14 protein-coding genes are annotated in these 18,360 nt (G+C 32.2%); 11 read left to right on the top strand and 3 right to left on the bottom strand.

Annotated features, from left to right (window positions below; all coding sequences use genetic code 11):
• Positions 1 to 82 precede the first annotated feature (82 nt).
• Complete coding sequence (locus JM80_RS05070) at positions 83 to 544, top strand: DinB family protein (RefSeq protein WP_144709379.1); 462 nt, start codon at positions 83 to 85, stop codon at positions 542 to 544.
• A 28-nt stretch (positions 545 to 572) separates the two neighbouring features.
• Here JM80_RS05070 and JM80_RS05065 read toward each other — a convergent pair whose 3' ends face one another.
• Complete coding sequence (locus JM80_RS05065) at positions 573 to 1,322, bottom strand: DUF3298 and DUF4163 domain-containing protein (RefSeq protein WP_144709378.1); 750 nt, start codon at positions 1,320 to 1,322, stop codon at positions 573 to 575.
• 73 nt (positions 1,323 to 1,395) lie between these two features.
• Here JM80_RS05065 and JM80_RS05060 point away from each other — a divergent pair, with 73 nt between their 5' ends.
• The 4 genes from JM80_RS05060 (at position 1,396) to JM80_RS05045 (ending at position 7,247) form a co-directional block, all read left to right on the top strand.
• Positions 1,396 to 2,550, top strand: coding sequence for a cystathionine gamma-synthase (locus tag JM80_RS05060; RefSeq protein WP_144709377.1), 1,155 nt, complete (start codon positions 1,396 to 1,398; stop codon positions 2,548 to 2,550).
• A 105-nt stretch (positions 2,551 to 2,655) separates the two neighbouring features.
• A complete protein-coding gene (gene gdhA / locus JM80_RS05055) occupies positions 2,656 to 3,999 on the top strand; it encodes an NADP-specific glutamate dehydrogenase (RefSeq protein WP_013620643.1) in 1,344 nt (447 codons plus the stop codon).
• A 115-nt stretch (positions 4,000 to 4,114) separates the two neighbouring features.
• Positions 4,115 to 4,834 (top strand): DNA repair protein RecO, encoded by a 720-nt coding sequence (recO, locus tag JM80_RS05050; RefSeq protein WP_013620644.1) that lies wholly within the window; start codon positions 4,115 to 4,117, stop codon positions 4,832 to 4,834.
• A complete protein-coding gene (locus tag JM80_RS05045) occupies positions 4,818 to 7,247 on the top strand; it encodes a TonB-dependent siderophore receptor (RefSeq protein ID WP_255436660.1) in 2,430 nt (809 codons plus the stop codon). Before recO ends, JM80_RS05045 begins: the two co-directional genes overlap by 17 nt.
• Positions 7,248 to 7,317: 70 nt before the next feature.
• On the opposite strand, the gene JM80_RS05040 is transcribed toward JM80_RS05045, so the two are convergent.
• A complete protein-coding gene (locus JM80_RS05040) occupies positions 7,318 to 7,773 on the bottom strand; it encodes a hypothetical protein (RefSeq protein ID WP_013620646.1) in 456 nt (151 codons plus the stop codon).
• Between the two features lie 343 nt (positions 7,774 to 8,116).
• Here JM80_RS05040 and ileS point away from each other — a divergent pair, with 343 nt between their 5' ends.
• From ileS to JM80_RS05020, 4 genes are read left to right on the top strand one after another with little or no spacing between them, the layout of a single operon-like run.
• Positions 8,117 to 11,518, top strand: a complete 3,402-nt coding sequence (gene ileS / locus JM80_RS05035) for an isoleucine--tRNA ligase (protein ID WP_144709376.1) — start codon at positions 8,117 to 8,119, stop codon at positions 11,516 to 11,518.
• A gap of 5 nt (positions 11,519 to 11,523) precedes the next feature.
• Positions 11,524 to 11,907, top strand: coding sequence for a TraR/DksA C4-type zinc finger protein (locus tag JM80_RS05030; RefSeq protein WP_013620648.1), 384 nt, complete (start codon positions 11,524 to 11,526; stop codon positions 11,905 to 11,907).
• A gap of 36 nt (positions 11,908 to 11,943) precedes the next feature.
• Positions 11,944 to 12,564 carry a DUF4097 family beta strand repeat-containing protein gene (locus JM80_RS05025; RefSeq protein WP_038505236.1) on the top strand — a complete coding sequence of 207 codons (621 nt, stop codon included), beginning with the start codon at positions 11,944 to 11,946 and terminating at the stop codon, positions 12,562 to 12,564.
• 33 nt (positions 12,565 to 12,597) lie between these two features.
• On the top strand, positions 12,598 to 13,236 hold the full coding sequence (locus JM80_RS05020; protein ID WP_034645572.1) for a lipoprotein signal peptidase: 639 nt from the start codon (positions 12,598 to 12,600) through the stop codon (positions 13,234 to 13,236).
• On the opposite strand, the gene JM80_RS05015 is transcribed toward JM80_RS05020, so the two are convergent.
• Positions 13,208 to 13,768: a 5-formyltetrahydrofolate cyclo-ligase gene (locus JM80_RS05015; protein ID WP_038507302.1), complete on the bottom strand. Its 561-nt coding sequence runs from the start codon at positions 13,766 to 13,768 to the stop codon at positions 13,208 to 13,210. The two genes, JM80_RS05020 and JM80_RS05015, sit on opposite strands and share 29 nt — an antisense overlap.
• Before the next feature lie 353 nt (positions 13,769 to 14,121).
• On the opposite strand from JM80_RS05015, the gene uvrC reads away from it, so the two are divergent.
• Positions 14,122 to 15,912: an excinuclease ABC subunit UvrC gene (gene uvrC / locus JM80_RS05010; RefSeq protein WP_013620652.1), complete on the top strand. Its 1,791-nt coding sequence runs from the start codon at positions 14,122 to 14,124 to the stop codon at positions 15,910 to 15,912.
• Between the two features lie 8 nt (positions 15,913 to 15,920).
• On the top strand, positions 15,921 to 18,182 hold the full coding sequence (locus JM80_RS05005; RefSeq protein WP_034645575.1) for a patatin-like phospholipase family protein: 2,262 nt from the start codon (positions 15,921 to 15,923) through the stop codon (positions 18,180 to 18,182).
• The last annotated feature ends 178 nt before the right edge of the window (positions 18,183 to 18,360 follow it).

The following is an 18,360-nucleotide window of genomic DNA, read 5'->3' as shown; positions in this document are numbered from 1 at the left end:
GAATATTATTTAGAAACAAAAAACTAAGTACAAAGAAACCCAATTTGGTTGAATTGTACTATTTTTATCAAAAAACATAATTGTGGAATATTTACTTGACAACTCTAAGCAAATTAGAAAAATACTATTAAAAATTTTAGATGAAACCCCTAAAGATTTATTATTAGAAATTCCTAAAAACTTTAATAATAATATTTGGTGGAACATTGCGCATGTTGTAGTTACACAACAACTACTTGTTTACAAATTTAGCGGTATGCCTATGCTGGTTTCTGATGAAATGGTGGAAAAATACAAAAAAGGTACTTTTCCAGATGGCACAGCTACAGATGAAGAAATAACACAAATTAAAGATTTTTTGTTTAGCACATTAAAGCAAACTGAAAAAGATTATAAAGCTGGCAATTTTAAAAGCTATACTGCATACACTACAAGTTTAAACATTACTTTAAGCAACGTTGTAGAAGCTATGAAATTTAATGCTCTACATGAAGGCATACATATAGGCGCTATACTTGCATTAAAAAGAAACATTGCTGCCTAACAAACAAAAGAGTAATCTTTAACTAAGGTTACTCTTGTTTTTCTCCTTTTACAACTAGCATTTTATTTATTTCTGCATATGGTAATAAAACTTCTATTTGGCCATCTGCATAAGACCCAACTTCATAAGTATTATATAACAACTTTAATCCTTTTTTTGTGTAACCTATATTATTTGGCAAGGTAAACACCTCTTCTTCAAACATAAATCCTGTATCGTTAATAGGTACATTTGCCGGAATTTTTTCTTGCAATCTAAAAGTAGACTCTGCTATATTGTAAAATTCTTCTTTGCTAGAAAACAATTCTTCATTTGGTATTAGCTCTCCTTTTACAACATCAAAATTTAATAAAATACTAGATTCATAACCGTGAGCCCCACCTGTAAACTCATATGTTTCTAAATCTATAGTAATTATTTTATCTGTTTCATAAATAACTTTACCATTTATAGTTGCCTCCCATCTTGTAGCACCCCCTGGTAATTTTTCTTTTACACTTAAAAACTCGTCGTTTAAAGAAGATATGGCATCATCTATATTATCAACAACCACTTCATCATCAAAAATTAAAAGTGATATTATTTTATCTTTTATAGTTTTATTAATTGTTTCACTAACTTTTGATTTTTTTATTGCCTTAGGAACATTAATTACAACTAGCGGCTTATTAACTTCTTTTTCTGTACTAATTTTTAAGGTTTCAAAAGAAATTTCTTTTTTATTATTACAGCCAATTAAAACAATTATAAAAAAGTATAAGAAAAATTTATTATTCATAGTTAAATAAGATTGTGCAAGCGCATTGTATTCTACAAAGATAACGATACATTTGTGTTATAAATAAAGAAGTGTGGGCAAAAATAATTTAAAATTTAACAGCAAAACCATTCACGGAGGTCAGGAGCCAGATAAAGCATACGGAGCTGTTATGCCTCCTATTTACCAAACATCTACTTACGCGCAAACCGCCCCGGGTAAACATAATGGATATGAGTACTCTAGAAGTGCTAACCCCACCAGAACAGCCTTAGAAAAATCTTTAGCCAGTATAGAAAATGGTAACTACGGTATTGCTTTTGGAAGTGGTATTGCTGCTATAGATGCGGTTATAAAACTTTTAAGCCCTGGAGACGAAGTTATTTCTACCAGTGATTTGTATGGTGGCAGTTACCGCTTATTTAAACAAGTTTATGAGAAATTTGGCATTACATTTCATTTTGTTGATATGGCCAATGTAAATAATATAGAAAACTACGTTACCAATAACACAAAACTTATTTGGGTAGAAACACCAACAAACCCAATGATGAATATTATTGACATTGTTGCGGCAAGTAAAATAGCTGAAAAACACAGTATACCACTGGCTGTAGACAATACATTTGCCACTCCTTATTTACAAACTCCTTTAGATTTAGGCGCAGATATAGTTATGCATTCTGCCACAAAATATTTAGGCGGACACAGTGATGTTGTTATGGGTGCATTAATTGTAAACGACAAAGAATTAGCAGAAAAATTATACTTTATACAAAAAGCCAGCGGTGCAATTTGTGGCCCAATGGATAGTTTTTTAGTTTTAAGAGGTATAAAAACATTACATGTTAGAATGCAACGCCATTGTGAAAACGGAAAAGCTATTGCCTATTACCTAAAAAACCACCCAAAGGTGGAAAAAGTTTTTTGGCCAGGTTTTGAGTCGAGCCCAAATTATGAAATTGCTAAAAACCAAATGAAAGATTTTGGTGGTATGCTATCTTTTATTCCTAAAGGAGCTAATTATAATGATGCCATTGAAATAATTAAAAAGCTACAAGTTTTTACCTTAGCAGAAAGCTTAGGTGGAGTAGAGAGTTTAGCAGGTCACCCGGCAAGTATGACACATGCAAGCATACCTAAAGAAGAAAGAGAAAAAAGTGGAATTGTAGATGCTTTAATACGACTTAGTATAGGTATTGAAGATGAAAACGACCTAATAGAAGACCTTGAACAGGCCATTGGATAATATTTTTATCAAATTTTTAAAAAAACACGGTGTAAATTATATAAATAGTATAATTTTGCTGTTATAATTTTAATTCAATAATTTAACAATTATAAAGGTTTCTATATGGAAGCAAAAATAAATGCATTTATGGATGAGGTTAAGACCCGTAACGGTCATGAACCAGAATTTATCCAAGCGGTACAAGAAGTTGCCGAGACAGTAATCCCCTATATTGCTGATCATGATATTTACAATGGCAAAAACATACTTTTGCGTATGGTAGAACCTGAAAGATTAATTTCTTTTAGAGTATCATGGGTAGATGACAATGGAAACATCCATGTAAATAGAGGCTATAGAGTACAAATGAACTCTGCTATAGGACCTTACAAAGGTGGTTTACGTTTTCACCCAAGTGTAAACGCAAGTATTCTTAAATTCTTAGCTTTTGAGCAAGTATTTAAAAATAGCTTAACTACATTACCTATGGGTGGTGGTAAAGGAGGATCTGATTTTGACCCTAAAGGAAAGTCTGATGACGAAGTTATGCGTTTTTGCCATGCATTTATGACAGAGCTTTGCCGCCATATTGGACCAAATACAGATGTACCAGCTGGTGACATTGGTGTTGGAGGAAGAGAAATAGGTTTCCTTTTTGGAATGTATAAAAAAATAAGAAATGAGTTTACTGGTGTTTTAACAGGTAAAGGTCGTTCTTGGGGTGGTTCTTTAATTAGACCAGAAGCTACAGGTTACGGTACTGTTTATTTTGCAGAAAGTATGCTTAAAACTCAAGGACAAGATTTTGCAGGTAAAAATGTAGTAATATCTGGTTCCGGTAATGTTGCACAGTTTGCAGCAGAAAAAGCATTACAATTAGGTGCTAAAGTTTTAACATTATCAGATTCTCAAGGTTACATCTTAGATAAAGATGGTATAGACGCAGAGAAACTTGCTTTTGTAATGGATCTTAAAAACAACAAAAGAGGACGTATTTCTGAGTATGTAAATAAATATACTTCTGCTACTTTCCACAAAGGAGAAACTCCATGGGATGTTGCTTGTGATATTGCTTTACCGTGTGCTACACAAAATGAATTAGATGGTGAAGCCGCTAAAGCTTTAGTTAAAAACGGATGTATTTGTGTTGCAGAAGGTGCAAATATGCCTTCTACTCCAGAAGCTATTCATGAATTTCATGAAGCAAAAATATTATTTGCTCCAGGAAAAGCTTCTAATGCAGGTGGTGTTGCTACTTCTGGTTTAGAAATGTCTCAAAACTCTTTACGTATTAGCTGGACAAGAGAAGAGGTAGACCAAAGATTAAAAACAATTATGGAGGATATTCATAATTCATGTATTGAATACGGTAAGGACAAAGATGGTTACTGTAACTATGTAAAAGGAGCAAATATTGCTGGTTTTGTTAAGGTTGCAGACGCTATGTTAGCTCAAGGCGTTATTTAAAATACAATATTTTATTAAAAAGCTCCATTAAGTTTTCTTAATGGAGCTTTTTTATTTTCAATCTAAAAATAATAATTCTTCAAATCACTATATTTACAATACCTAAAAACAACTAATGCAAGTAACCACAAAAGCTATTGTACTTTCAGCGCTTAAATATGGCGACAATAGTTTAATTGTTAAAGCATATACATTATCAGACGGTCTAAAGTCTTATTTATTAAAAGGAGTTTTATCTTCTAAAAAAGGAAAGGTAAAAGCAGCATACTTTCAGCCGCTAACACAATTAGAGCTTATTGCAGTACATAAAAACAAGGGTACTTTAGAAAGTGTTAGAGAAGCCAAAACAAGTTACCACTACCAAACACTACACAGTAATATTGCTAAAAATGCAATGACTCAGTTTTTAGCAGAAATGTTAAGCAACAGCTTGCTAGAAGAAGAGCCTAACGAAAACCTTTTTAATTACATAGAGGCTGCTTTACAATGGCTAGACACAGAATCACAAATAGCAAATTTTCACCTTCATTTTTTGCTGAGCATTACCAAATATTTAGGCTTTTATCCTGACAGCAAAAACAATAGTTTTTTATATTTTGATTTGCTTGAAGGAGGATTTACCAACAAACCCTCTTTAAACCCAGTTATACAAGGCACAAATTTAAATTACTTTAAAACCTTCTTAGGCATAAATTTTGATGCAATACATACAATTAAAATGAACAAAACTGACAGACAAGAGTTGTTAAAATCGCTTATTTTATATTTTGAATTACACTTACAAGGATTTAGAAAACCAAAGTCTCTTGTTATTTTAAATGAAATTTTTCGTTAGTATGCGTACTGCTTTATTTATACTTTTCTTATTAATTTTTACTGGTGCTTTTGCTCAGGAAGTTGTTATTGTAGACCAAGATACTCAAGAACCAATACCAGATGTTGCTATTTTTAATATTGATAAAACAAAAACAGCTTTAACTGCTAAAAATGGCAGTGTAGATCTATCAATTTTCAGCAAAAATGAAAAGATAATTTTAAAACATATTGGTTATCAAACTAAAAAAACAACAAAAAATTTACTACTTAAAAGAGGCAAAACTATTTATATGGTGTTAACCGCAGAGGAGTTAGATGGTGTTGTTATGTCGGTTTCTAAATGGGAACAACAAAAAAAAGATATTCCGCAAAAGGTTGCCTCTATTACCTCTAAGGCTATATCATTTACAAACCCACAAACTGCCGCAGATGTTCTACAAAACAGCGGAAAAATATTTGTACAAAAAAGTCAGCTTGGTGGTGGCAGCCCAATGATTAGAGGTTTTGCTACAAACAGATTACTAATTTCTGTTGACGGCGTACGTATGAATAACGCTATTTTTAGAGGAGGAAATTTACAAAATGTAATTTCTATAGATCCGTTTTCTATACAAAATACAGAGGTCATTTTTGGACCTGGCTCTGTTATTTACGGTAGTGATGCCATTGGTGGTGTTTTAAATTTTTACACCAAAAAACCAAAACATTCAAAAACTGAAGAGGCTTTTATTACTGGCAATGCCACTTACAGGTTTTCATCCGCAAATACAGAAAACACAATACATGCAGATGTTAATTACGGCAAACAAAAGTGGGCTTTTTTAACCAGTATTAGTTACACCAATTTTGATGATTTAAAAATGGGTAACAACGGTCCAGATTCCTATGTGAGAAACAACTATGTTACCACAATAAATGGAATAGACCAATTGGTAGAAAATAGCTCCCCTAACAAACAAGTTGGGTCTGGCTACAACCAAATAAATGCAATGCAAAAAATTGCTTTTAAACCTAATGGCAATTGGAATTATGACCTTGGTCTTTATTTTTCAGAAACATCGGACTACGGGAGGTATGACCGCTTAATTAGACCAACTAGTGACGGTGATGGTTTACGCTCTGCAGAATGGTATTACGGTCCCCAAGAGTGGTTTATGGCAAAAATAGGCTTGCAGCACCAAGGCAAAGGAAGGTTTTATGATAGGCTAAAAATTAACACAGCTTACCAACATTTTGGCGAAAGTAGAAATGACAGAAATTTTGGATCTACTACGTTAAGTAGCACAAAAGAAAACGTACATGCACTATCTACAAATATAGATTTAGAAAATAAACGTATTGGGGATTTACGCTTGTATTATGGTGTAGAATATGTATTTAACAAAGTAAACTCTAATGGTTTTGAAACAAATATTGAAAATAACCAAGTTACAAATGCTGCATCTAGGTACCCAGATGGCGCTACTTGGCAAACAACTGCTGGTTATATAAACTCTGAGTATAAAGCACAGCCAAACCTAACCTTACTGTCTGGCTTACGCTATAGCCACGTTTGGATTAATGCTGAATTTGATAAAACTTTTTATCCTTTTCCTTTTGATGATGCCAATTTAAATACAGGGGCTTTAACAGGTAGTATTGGTTTAAGCTGGTTTCCTAAAGAAAACTTACAAATAACCTTTAATGGTTCTACGGGCTTTAGAGCTCCTAACATAGATGATGTTGGTAAAATATTTGATTCTGAACCGGGCTCTGTAGTTGTACCCAACCCAGATTTAGAAGCGGAATATGCTTATAATGTAGATTTAGGTATACAAAAGAATTTTAATGACAAAGTAATTGTAAACGCTACTGGTTTTTATACCTATTTAGTAGATGCTTTAGTACGCAGAGATTTTACTTTTAACGGTGAAACAGAAATAGAATACCACGGAGAATTAAGCAACGTACAAGCAATACAAAATGCAGCAAAAGCTTATGTTCATGGTGTTGAGTTTGGTGTAGACGCTTATTTTACAGAACATCTATCATTAAGCTCTAACTTAACATTTACAAAAGGTATTGAAGAAGAGGAAGATGGCACAGAGTCTCCAGGAAGACACGTAGCACCAACTTTTGGAGATGTGCATTTGATATGGAAAAACGATAAATTAAAAACCGATTTATTTTTCAACTTTAATGGTGAGGTATCTTATAACGACTTATCTGACTCTGAAAAGAGTAAAGATTATATATATGCTTCAGACAAAAACGGCAATCCTTACAGTCCAAATTGGCAAACAATAAACTTTAATGCCAGTTATCAAATTACAAATAACATAAAAGCTACGTTAGGCTGGGAGAACATAACCAACCAACGCTACAGAACATACTCGTCTGGTATTGTTGCGCCAGGCACAAACCTAATTTCATCTATTAGTTATCAATTTTAAAAAGCTTAGACATAAAAAAAGCCCGATTAAATTAATAATCGAGCTTTTAAAGTATATTCAAAAATATATCTTAGTTAGTCATTTTAGTTGCATATTCTTGCAATTCTTTAGACTTAGCTGTCAAATACTCAGTTAACTTTTTAGCATCATCAGCAGAAAGGTTTTTCATAACCTCTTGAGATTTAGTAGCTAATTCTTGTCCTTTTGTTCCTAAAGCAGCAAAAGCAGTCATATCTTTACTTTCAGCAGCTTCTTTATATTCACTAACGTATTCGTCATATGTTTTAACGTATTCTGCTACTGCAGCGTCATCAAAACTTGGAATACCGTCTACCATTTCTGTAGCAGTTTCTTTTACCTCTTCAGCAGCTTTACTAGTTTCATCAGCAACTTTGTCTGCAGCTTCTTTAGCATTATCTTCTACTGTTTCTGCAGCTTCTTTAGCTTTGTCAGTAGCTTCTTTACAAGATACAAATGATACGCTAAAAGCTAACATTAATGCAGAACCTAAGATTAATTTTTTCATTCTTTTTAGTTTTTATTGTTTGTTATAATATATGTTATACCTAATTTACGTTAGAAAACATAATTTAGATGTACAAACCTAAAAAAACTTTGGCAATTATGTTAACAAAAACATAAAAATATCAGCAAATAGCTTAAAAATAATGTTTTATAAACGTTAAAAAAATAATTACTTCACTTACAAAAAGCATCTGTTTTACTCACACACAATTTTTTACACACCAAAATATCAGTAAAAAAAAAGAAAGAATTAAAAAGGGGCCTCTTTTGCTTTTGAAAAAGTGTTTTTTACACAAAATTCATTAGTTTTGCAAACTTAAAATGTAGTACCAGAAGCACTTAATATGAAGTTTGAGGAATATAAAGGATTAGATTTACCTAAGGTAGCAGAAAACATACTAGAATATTGGAAAGAGAATAACATTTTTGAAAAAAGTGTTACCAATAGAGAAGGCGGAGAAGGATATGTATTTTTTGAAGGCCCACCATCTGCAAATGGTATGCCAGGTATTCACCACGTTATGGCACGTACCATTAAGGATATTTTTCCTCGTTATAAAACAATGAAAGGTTATCAAGTTAAGCGTAAAGCTGGCTGGGATACACACGGCCTACCTATAGAACTTGGAGTAGAAAAAGAACTAGGAATTACCAAAGAAGATATTGGCAAAAAAATATCTGTAGAAGAGTACAATGCCGCTTGTAAAAAAGCTGTAATGCGCTACACAGATGTTTGGAACAAAATGACTGAACAAGTTGGTTATTGGGTAGATATGAACGACCCTTACATTACTTACAAGTCTAAATATATGGAGTCTGTTTGGTGGTTGCTAAAACAAATTTATAGCAAAGACCTAATTTACAAAGGCTACACAATACAACCATATTCCCCTAAGGCCGGCACAGGACTTAGCTCTCATGAGCTAAACCAACCAGGTACCTACCAAGATGTTACAGATACTACGGTAACTGCACAGTTTAAGGCTCATAAAGAAACCTTGCCAGAGGCTTTTAAAAATGTAGACGGAGACGTTTATTTTATTGCCTGGACAACAACTCCTTGGACATTACCATCTAACACTGCTTTAACAGTTGGTCCTAAAATAGATTATGTTTTAGTACAGACTTTTAATCAATATACTTTTGAGCCTATTAAAGTTATACTTGCAAAAAGCTTAGTAGGGAAACAATTTAGCGGTAAGTTTATTGAAGCAGAAAGTAGCGAAGATTTAAATAGCTACAGCTCAACAGACAAAAAAATACCTTACCAAATTATAGCAGAGGTAAAAGGTACAGATTTAGTTAATGCTACTTATGAGCAGCTTATAGACTACGTACTACCTTACCAAAATGCAGAAAATGCATTTAGAGTTATTTCTGGCGACTTTGTTACAACAGAAGATGGTACTGGTATTGTACATACCTCACCAACTTTTGGTGCAGACGATGCTATGGTTGCTAAACAAGCAACTCCAGAAATACCACCAATGTTGGTATTAGATGAAAATGACAACCCTGTTCCTTTAGTAGATTTACAAGGTAAGTTTAGAAAAGAACTAAAAGAATTTGGAGGCAAATATGTTAAAAATGAATATTACGCAGATGGCGAAGCTCCTGAACGTTCTATAGATGTAGAAATTGCTATAAAATTAAAAGAAGAAAACAGAGCTTTTAAAGTTGAAAAATACGTGCACAGTTACCCTAACTGTTGGCGTACAGATAAACCTATATTATACTACCCATTAGACTCTTGGTTTATAAAGGTTACAGACGTTAAAGAAAAAATGTTTAGCCTTAATGAAACTATAAACTGGAAACCTAAATCTACTGGAGAAGGCCGTTTTGGCAACTGGTTGGCTAATGCAAATGATTGGAACCTATCTAGATCTCGTTACTGGGGTATTCCATTACCAATTTGGAGAACAGAAGATGGTAAAGAAGAAATAATAATTGGTTCTGTACAGGAACTAAAAGAAGAAATGGCAAAAGCGGTTGCTGCTGGCGTTCTAGAAAAAGATATTTTTGAAGACTTTGTTGTTGGTGATATGTCTGAAGAAAACTATGACAAAATAGATCTTCATAAAAACATTGTAGACCAAATAACATTGGTTTCTGCTAGCGGAAAGCCAATGAAAAGAGAAAGTGACCTAATTGACGTTTGGTTTGACAGTGGCTCTATGCCTTACGCACAATGGCACTACCCTTTTGAAAACAAAGAACTAATAGATGAAAACAAAGCATATCCTGCAGATTTTATTGCAGAAGGTGTAGACCAAACGCGTGGCTGGTTTTATACACTGCACGCAATATCTACAATGGTTTTTGATTCTGTTGCATATAAAAATGTAGTATCTAACGGTTTGGTTTTAGATAAAGACGGTAAAAAAATGTCTAAACGTTTAGGCAATGCTGTAGATCCGTTTGAAACTATGAACCAGTTTGGACCAGATGCCACACGTTGGTATATGATTTCTAACGCAAACCCTTGGGACAACTTAAAGTTTGATTTAGAAGGTATAGCAGAAGTAAAAAGAAAATTCTTTGGTACATTATACAATACCTACTCTTTCTTTGCTTTGTATGCTAACATAGATAAGTTTAGTTACTCTGAAGAAGATGTTGCTTTAAACGAGCGTCCAGAAATAGACCAATGGATTTTATCAGAGTTACATACCTTAATAAATAAGGTAGACCAAGCCTATGCAGATTATGAGCCTACCAAAGCAGCAAGGCTAATATCTAACTTTGTGCAAGAAAACCTAAGTAACTGGTATGTTCGTTTATGTAGAAGACGTTTTTGGAAAGGAGATTACCAACAAGACAAAATATCTGCATACCAAACATTATACACTTGTTTAGAAACTGTTGCTAGACTATCATCACCTATATCTCCGTTCTTTATGGACAGACTTTACAAAGATTTAACCCAAGCAACCACTAAAGAAAAAGCTGAAAGTGTACATTTGGCAGACTTTCCAAAATACAATCAAGCCCTTGTAAATAAAGAGCTAGAAAGTAAAATGGAAAAAGCGCAGACCATATCATCATTAGTATTGTCTATTCGTCAAAAAGAAAAAATAAAAGTACGTCAACCATTAAAAAGAATAATGGTTCCTATACTAGACGAAAAACAAAAACACGAGATAGAAGCTGTTGCCGATTTGATAAAATCTGAGGTAAACGTAAAGGAAATTGAACTTTTAGATGATGCTTCTGGCATATTGGTAAAGCAAATAAAACCAAATTTTAAAGTTTTAGGTCCTAAGTACGGAAAAGATATGAAGCTGATTGCCAAAGCAGTAGGTGATTTAGATCAAGATGACATCCAAAAAATTGAGCAAAATGGCGAAATAATTATTGTTATTGAGAATAAAAGTATTAATTTACAGTTACAAGATGTAGAGATTTTGTCTCAAGATATAGAAGGCTGGTTAGTTGCTAGTTCAGGCAGTTTAACTGTTGCTTTAGATGTTACAATTAGTGAAGATCTTAGAAAAGAAGGTATTGCTAGAGAACTAGTAAATAGAATTCAGAATTTAAGAAAAGAATCTGGTTTTGAAGTAACTGACAAAATTGATATTAAAATATTAAAAGATGGTTATGTAGAAAATGCTGTTGCAGACAACATAACATATATTAAAACAGAAACATTAACAGCGGAACTTAATTTTGAGGAAAAACTGGACAATGGCACAACAATTGCTTTTGATGAAGTAAATACAAAATTGTTTATCCAAAAACATTAAAAACTATGGCGCAAGATTTAAACGTGAGATACGGTGACAAAGACTTAGAAGAATTTAGAGTTTTAATTACTGAAAAAATAAATAAAGCTAAAGAGCACTTAGAGCTTTTAAAAAGCTCTTATATGAATGATGGCAACAATGGTACAGATGATACATCGCCAACATTTAAAGCATTTGAAGAAGGCTCACAAACAATGAGCAAAGAAGCAAATACGCAATTAGCAATTCGTCAAGAAAAATTTATTCGCGATTTAAAAAACGCCTTGTTACGTATTGAAAACAAAACATACGGTGTATGCAGAGTAACCGGAAAACTAATTAATAAAGAACGATTAAAATTAGTACCACACGCTACACTTAGCATTGAAGCTAAAAATATGCAAAAATAAAAAAACGCCCTTTTAGGGCGTTTTTTAATACATTATATGAAAACTACTTTATACATTTTATTACTAATTTCTTTCGGTTTTTTAAATGCTCAAAAAGTTGTAGAAAAAACAGTTTTAAATGATCATATCTCTTTAATTAATATTGATACTGAAAATTGCTACCAAGTTACTTTAGAAACAGGTAAAAATGAAGATGTTATTGTGTCTGCCAATATAGAAGGAGAATATAAAAAAGACTTAGTTTTAGAAATTAAAGAGGAAGCCGCTAGCATTTTTATTACTACTGGTTTTAGCCCTACATTTACCAACCCTAATGACAAACTTAGCGCACACAAAGTGATATCTATATCACTACACATTATTGTACCACAGTACAAAAATGTAAAATTGTATGGTAAAAGCTCAAACATTATAGCATCTGGTAATTACAAAAATTTAAACATTACCTTATTAGATGGTTATTGTGCATTGCAAAATATAACAGAAACTATAACCGCTACTACACAGAGCGGCAATATATTAGTTAAAAGCAATAATGCAGTTGTAAAAGCAGCAACAAAATATGGTAAAATACACCAAGACAAACTTGCTAAAGGCAACACAAATTTTAACTTATCTTCTATTACTGGAGATATACACATCAGTAAAACCAAATAATTGTCTATTTTTGCAAAATCTATCTTGTAAAGAATGAGTTTAAAAAAATCTGCATTAATAGTAATACTAATTTTATTAGTAGACCAAATAAGTAAAATATACGTAAAAACTACTTTTACGTACCAACAATCTGTAGAAGTATTTAGTTGGTTTAAAATTCTATTTATAGAAAATGAAGGCGCTGCTTGGGGTGCCAAATTAAGTGACATCTTCCCTATTGCAGACAGCACAGGAAAATTAATACTAACCGTTTTTAGACTATTTGCTGTTGCAGGTATTGGCTATTGGCTTTTTGACACTATAAAAAAGCACGCACCAAAAGTTTTAATTTTTGCAGTATCATTAATATTTGCTGGTGCACTTGGTAATATTATAGACTCTGTTTTTTATGGCGCTATTTTTGACGAAAGCTATGGCAAAGTAGCTACTTTATTTTCAGACGATCCATATAGCAGTCTTTTTCATGGTAAAGTTGTAGATATGCTTTATTTTCCAATTGTACAAAATGCTGTTTTACCATCTTGGATACCTGTAATTGGCGGCAATACGTTTAGCTTTTTTGAACCCGTATTTAATGTAGCAGATACAGCAATTAGTACTGGTGTTGGTATATTATTGGTTTTTAACAAAAAAGCATTTGGCTCTAAAACTGATAAATCTGTTGAGGAGTAACACAATAATTTAACGGTATATCACTTTCATACACATCTGTTATTTGCTCTTCTGCTTCAAAAAAAGACAGTCCAATTTTTAATACGTTAGGCTTACAATCTTTTAAAAAAGCATCATAAAAACCCTTACCATACCCTATTCTATTTCCTTTTTTATCAAAAGCTAAAAGAGGTACAAAAACAACATCAATTTTATTAGGTAATATTTCTATACCATCTACAGGTTCAGGTACATTAAAATTATTCTTTTTTATAACCGTATTATCTGTAAGCAAAAAATTGGTAAGTGTATTATCTGCATTCATTTTAGGTAAAATAACGTGTTTATCTTTACCTTGTAATATTGTTAAAATAGTACTTGTATCTATTTCCTTTTTTTCTTCTATAGATAAAAAAATGTGATAATAATTAAAATCCCAAATAGGCATTTTTAGCAGTTGGTTTGCAATTTCTACGCTGTAATTGTCTGCGGCATCAGCACTCATTTTTTCCCTAAGTAAAACGTACTTTGCTCGTAATTCTTTTTTTACCATTGGTTCTTTAATAGCGTTTTTATTCATTAGATGATATAGCTTCGTAAATTACCAAAAAAATCATCATTAATAAATAAGCACCCATAGCTACAACGTATAACTCCATGCTTTTCAAAATTTTAGGATTACAATGTAATCATTTTTTTTTACAAAAATCGATTAAGAGCACATTTTTATCGATTAAAAGTATAGTTAATAAAGATAATACTACTTTTTACAGGAGAAGTACCTCAATATATAAAACTTTTACAACATACAGTAAAATCTATATTTAATTGTTAAAAAAGCGTTAGTACAAGTAAAAAGACTAAGCTAAAACCAGCACAATCAAAAAAAGAGATTATTTTTACTCTATGCCGCAAGAAATATCCATAAAATTACAATTAAGTACATTACCTAATAGTCCAGGAGTGTATCAATTTTACGATAAAGAAGAGAAAATATTATATGTAGGTAAGGCTAAAAACTTAAAAAAAAGAGTAAGCTCTTACTTTAACAAAACACATGATAATGGCAAAACTAAGGTTCTTGTAAAAAAAATAGTATATATTAAACATATTGTAGTAGACACAGAGTCTGATGCGCTATTACTAGAAAACAACTTAATAAAAAAGTACAAACCTAGGTATAACGTTTTACTAAAAGATGATAAAACATACCCTTGGATTTGCATAAAAAATGAGCGTTTTCCACGTGTATTTTACACAAGAAACTTAATTAAAGATGGGTCTGAATATTTTGGACCTTACACAAATATGAAAACCGTTAGGGTTTTACTAGACTTAATTAAAAGTGTATACCCGTTACGTACTTGCAATTATGATTTGTCTGCAGAAAAAATTAACGCACACAAATACAAAGTTTGCCTAGAGTATCATTTAGGTAATTGCAAAGGCCCTTGTGAAGGTTACCAAACTACAGAAGAATACCAAAGACAAATTGTAGAAATTAAAGACATTTTAAAAGGCAACTTTAAATCGTCTTTACATTATTTTAAAACTCAAATGAAATTTTTAGCTTCGGAAATGAGATTTGAAGAAGCACAAGATTTTAAAGAGAAAATTGAGGTTTTAGAAAACTATCAAGCAAAAACTACTATTGTAAATCCTAAGATTAATAATGTAGATGTTTTTTCAATTATATCTGATGAGAGCTACGCTTACATTAATTTTTTACAATTGTCTCACGGAGCAATTATTAGATCTCACACACTAGAACTAAAGAAAAAGCTGAATGAAACTGATGAAGAACTTCTTCAATTAGGAATTATAGAAATTAGACAACGTTTTAAGTCGCACTCTAGAGAATTATACCTGCCTTTTCCTGTAACTGTAGACCGCAATTTAAAAGTTACAATACCCAAACTTGGCGATAAAAAAAGAATTCTAGAGTTGTCTGAAAGAAACGCAAAGTATTTTAGAATGGAGCGTTTTAAACAATTAAAAGTTACAGATCCGGACAGGCACACAAACCGTATAATGGCGCAAATGAAAAAAGATTTACGTTTGTCTGAAGAACCAAGACACATAGAGTGTTTTGACAACTCCAACATACAAGGTACAAACCCGGTTGCAGCCTGTGTTGTATTTAAAAATGGTAAACCTGCAAAAAAAGAGTATCGCCATTACAACATAAAAACTGTTGTAGGGCCAGATGATTTTGCCTCTATGGAAGAGGTTGTTTTTAGACGTTATAAAAGATTATTAGAGGAAGAACAGCCTTTACCACAACTAATTGTTATTGATGGCGGTAAAGGGCAACTATCTTCTGCTCTTAAAAGTTTAGATGCCTTAGAGTTAAGAGGAAAAATAGCAATTATAGGCATTGCAAAAAGATTAGAAGAAATTTATTTCCCAGGAGATTCAATTCCGTTATATTTAGATAAAAAATCTGAAAGCTTAAAAATAGTACAACAACTACGTAATGAAGCACATAGATTTGGCATCACTTTTCACAGAAAAAAACGCAGTAATGCTGCTATAAATTCTGAGTTAGAAGGAATTGAAGGCGTTGGAGAAAAAACCGCTACAGATCTTTTAAAATCGTTTAAATCTGTAAAAAGAATTAAAGAAGCCAGTATAGAGAAACTTGCCGAAGTTGTAGGGATGTCTAAAGCTCAAAAAATATATAACACCTTTCATTAAATAAAAAAATGAAGAAAACAATAGTTATTGTAACGCTACTTTTAATTAGCTGCACAGCTTTAGCTCAAATAAAAGCACCTAAAGACAGTGTAAAAGTTGGCTTAGTACTTAGTGGTGGTGGCGCTAAGGGGTTGGCACATATTGGCGCCCTAAAAGTTATTGAAGAAGCTGGTGTTAAAATAGACTACATTGGAGGAACAAGTATGGGTGCTATTATTGGCGCCTTGTACGCATCTGGTTATTCTGCAAATGAACTAGATTCTATTTTTAAAAGTGTAGATGTATCTTTACTTATACAAGATAACCTGCCAAGAGGAGCAAAAACTTTTTATGATAAAGAAGACGCAGAACGCTACGCTTTAAGTTTGCCTTTTAACAATTTTAAAGTTTCGTTTCCTTCCGCAATATCTAGCGGACAAAACATTTACAACTTACTTGTTAAGCTACTGTACCACGTTAAAGACACTAAAGATTTTAACCAGCTGCCAATTCCTTTTTTTTGCATAGCAACAGATGTAGAAACTGGGCAAGAAATTTTATTAAACAAAGGATACTTACCTGAAGCTATTATGGCAAGTGGCACCTTCCCCTCTTTATTTGAGCCTGCTGAAATAGACAATAAAATATTAATAGATGGTGGTGTAGTAAACAATTATCCTATTAAAAAATTAAAAAAATTAGGCGCAAATATTGTTATTGGTATAGACGTACAAGATGGTTTAGCAGACCGAGAGAAGCTTAGCTCTGGCACAGAAGTTTTACTACAAATTAACAATTACAGAACTGTTAATGATATGAAAAGTAAAGCTAAATTAACAGATGTGCTTATAAAACCATCAATAGAAAAATATTCTGTTATAGATTTTGACCTTGGATCAGAAATTATAGCATCTGGAGAAGCTGCTGCTCAAAAAAAAATAAACGAACTTAAAAACATTGCCAAACAACGTGGTATTGTAACAGAACAAAAACAGTGTATAAAACCACACGACTCTATTACCATAAACAGACTAATTATTTCTGGTAATGAAGACTACACAAGAGCTTACATTAAAGGTAAACTAAGGTTAGATTTAGACAAACAAATATCTTTTAACAAACTACAGCAAGGCATTAACAACTTAGCTGCCACTAATAATTTTAAAACAATACGCTATACATTAGACACCAGACCATCTTTAGACTCAGAGGAAGATGAACTTGTTTTAAAACTAAAAATAAAAGAAAATAAAAATAAAATGTTTATTAAAATGGGTGCTCATTATGATGATATTTATAAAAGTGCAGCCATTATAAACCTCACTAAAAAAAATATTTTTTTACAAGATGATGTTGGCTCTTTTGATTTTATTCTAGGAGATAACATTAGGTACAAAATGCAATATTACCTAGATAAAGGTTTTTACTGGAGTTTTGGACTAAATTCTACTTTTAATGACTACAATTACGAAATAGATTACAACATTATCAAATCTAATTTTGTTGTTCCAGACACGGGTATTAACAACATTAACATAAACGCTACTAACCTCACAAACCAGGCATATATACAAACCGTTTGGAACGAAGAATTTGCCTTTAGCTTAGGCGCAGAACATAGGTTTTTAAAATACACTTCGCGAACGCTACAGCAAGATGATACTGAAAACAACGAAGACTTTAGAACCATTTTTGAAAAAAGTAACTACTATAGTACATTTGCCAAGTTAAAACTAGACACCTACAATGATAAATATTTCCCAAGTAAGGGAGTATATTTTAATGGTGACTTACATTTTTACATGTTTTCATCAGACTACAACAATAACTTTAAAGAGTTTTCTATTGCACAAGGCACTGTTGGCACCGCTTTTCCTATTGCCAATAATTTATCTTTAAATATAGAAGCTGGTGGAGGATTTAAATTAGGAAATTCTAATGTTAGATCTTTAGACTTTATTATGGGTGGTTACGGAAACAATTTAGGAGACGGCTACGTTTCCTTTTTAGGGTATGATTTTATTAGTTTAACTGGTAATAGTTATATAAAAGGACTTACTAGGTTAGATTATGAGTTTAGCCCCAAAAATCATTTATTATTAGCCGCAAATTTTGCCAACATAGATGATGATATTTTTAGAACCGCTGAGTGGTTTAAACTGCCCGATTATACTGGTTATGGTGTTGGTTACGGATTTGAATCCTTTTTAGGACCAATACAAACAATATACTCTTGGTCTCCAGAAAAAAACAAAGGAAGACTATTTTTTAGCATAGGTTACTGGTTTTAATTTGCCAATTAACTATAAGCAAACCTAAGGTTCATCTATTTTTACGATATTTGTAAGAACAAAACTGTTTTATGTTATTATTTAGAATTGATATTACCGCCCATCTTAGGGCAATGTGGTGAAGCAAATGTTTTAAACCTGTATTTCATCTTTCTGCTAAAAGATGAAAATTTTATCA

The organism is Cellulophaga sp. RHA_52 (genome assembly GCF_007827205.1).
Taxonomy (GTDB): Bacteria; Bacteroidota; Bacteroidia; order Flavobacteriales; family Flavobacteriaceae; genus Cellulophaga; species Cellulophaga lytica.
Note: the sequence above shows the minus strand (reverse complement) of the source record. Positions and strands in the feature narration are given on the sequence as shown.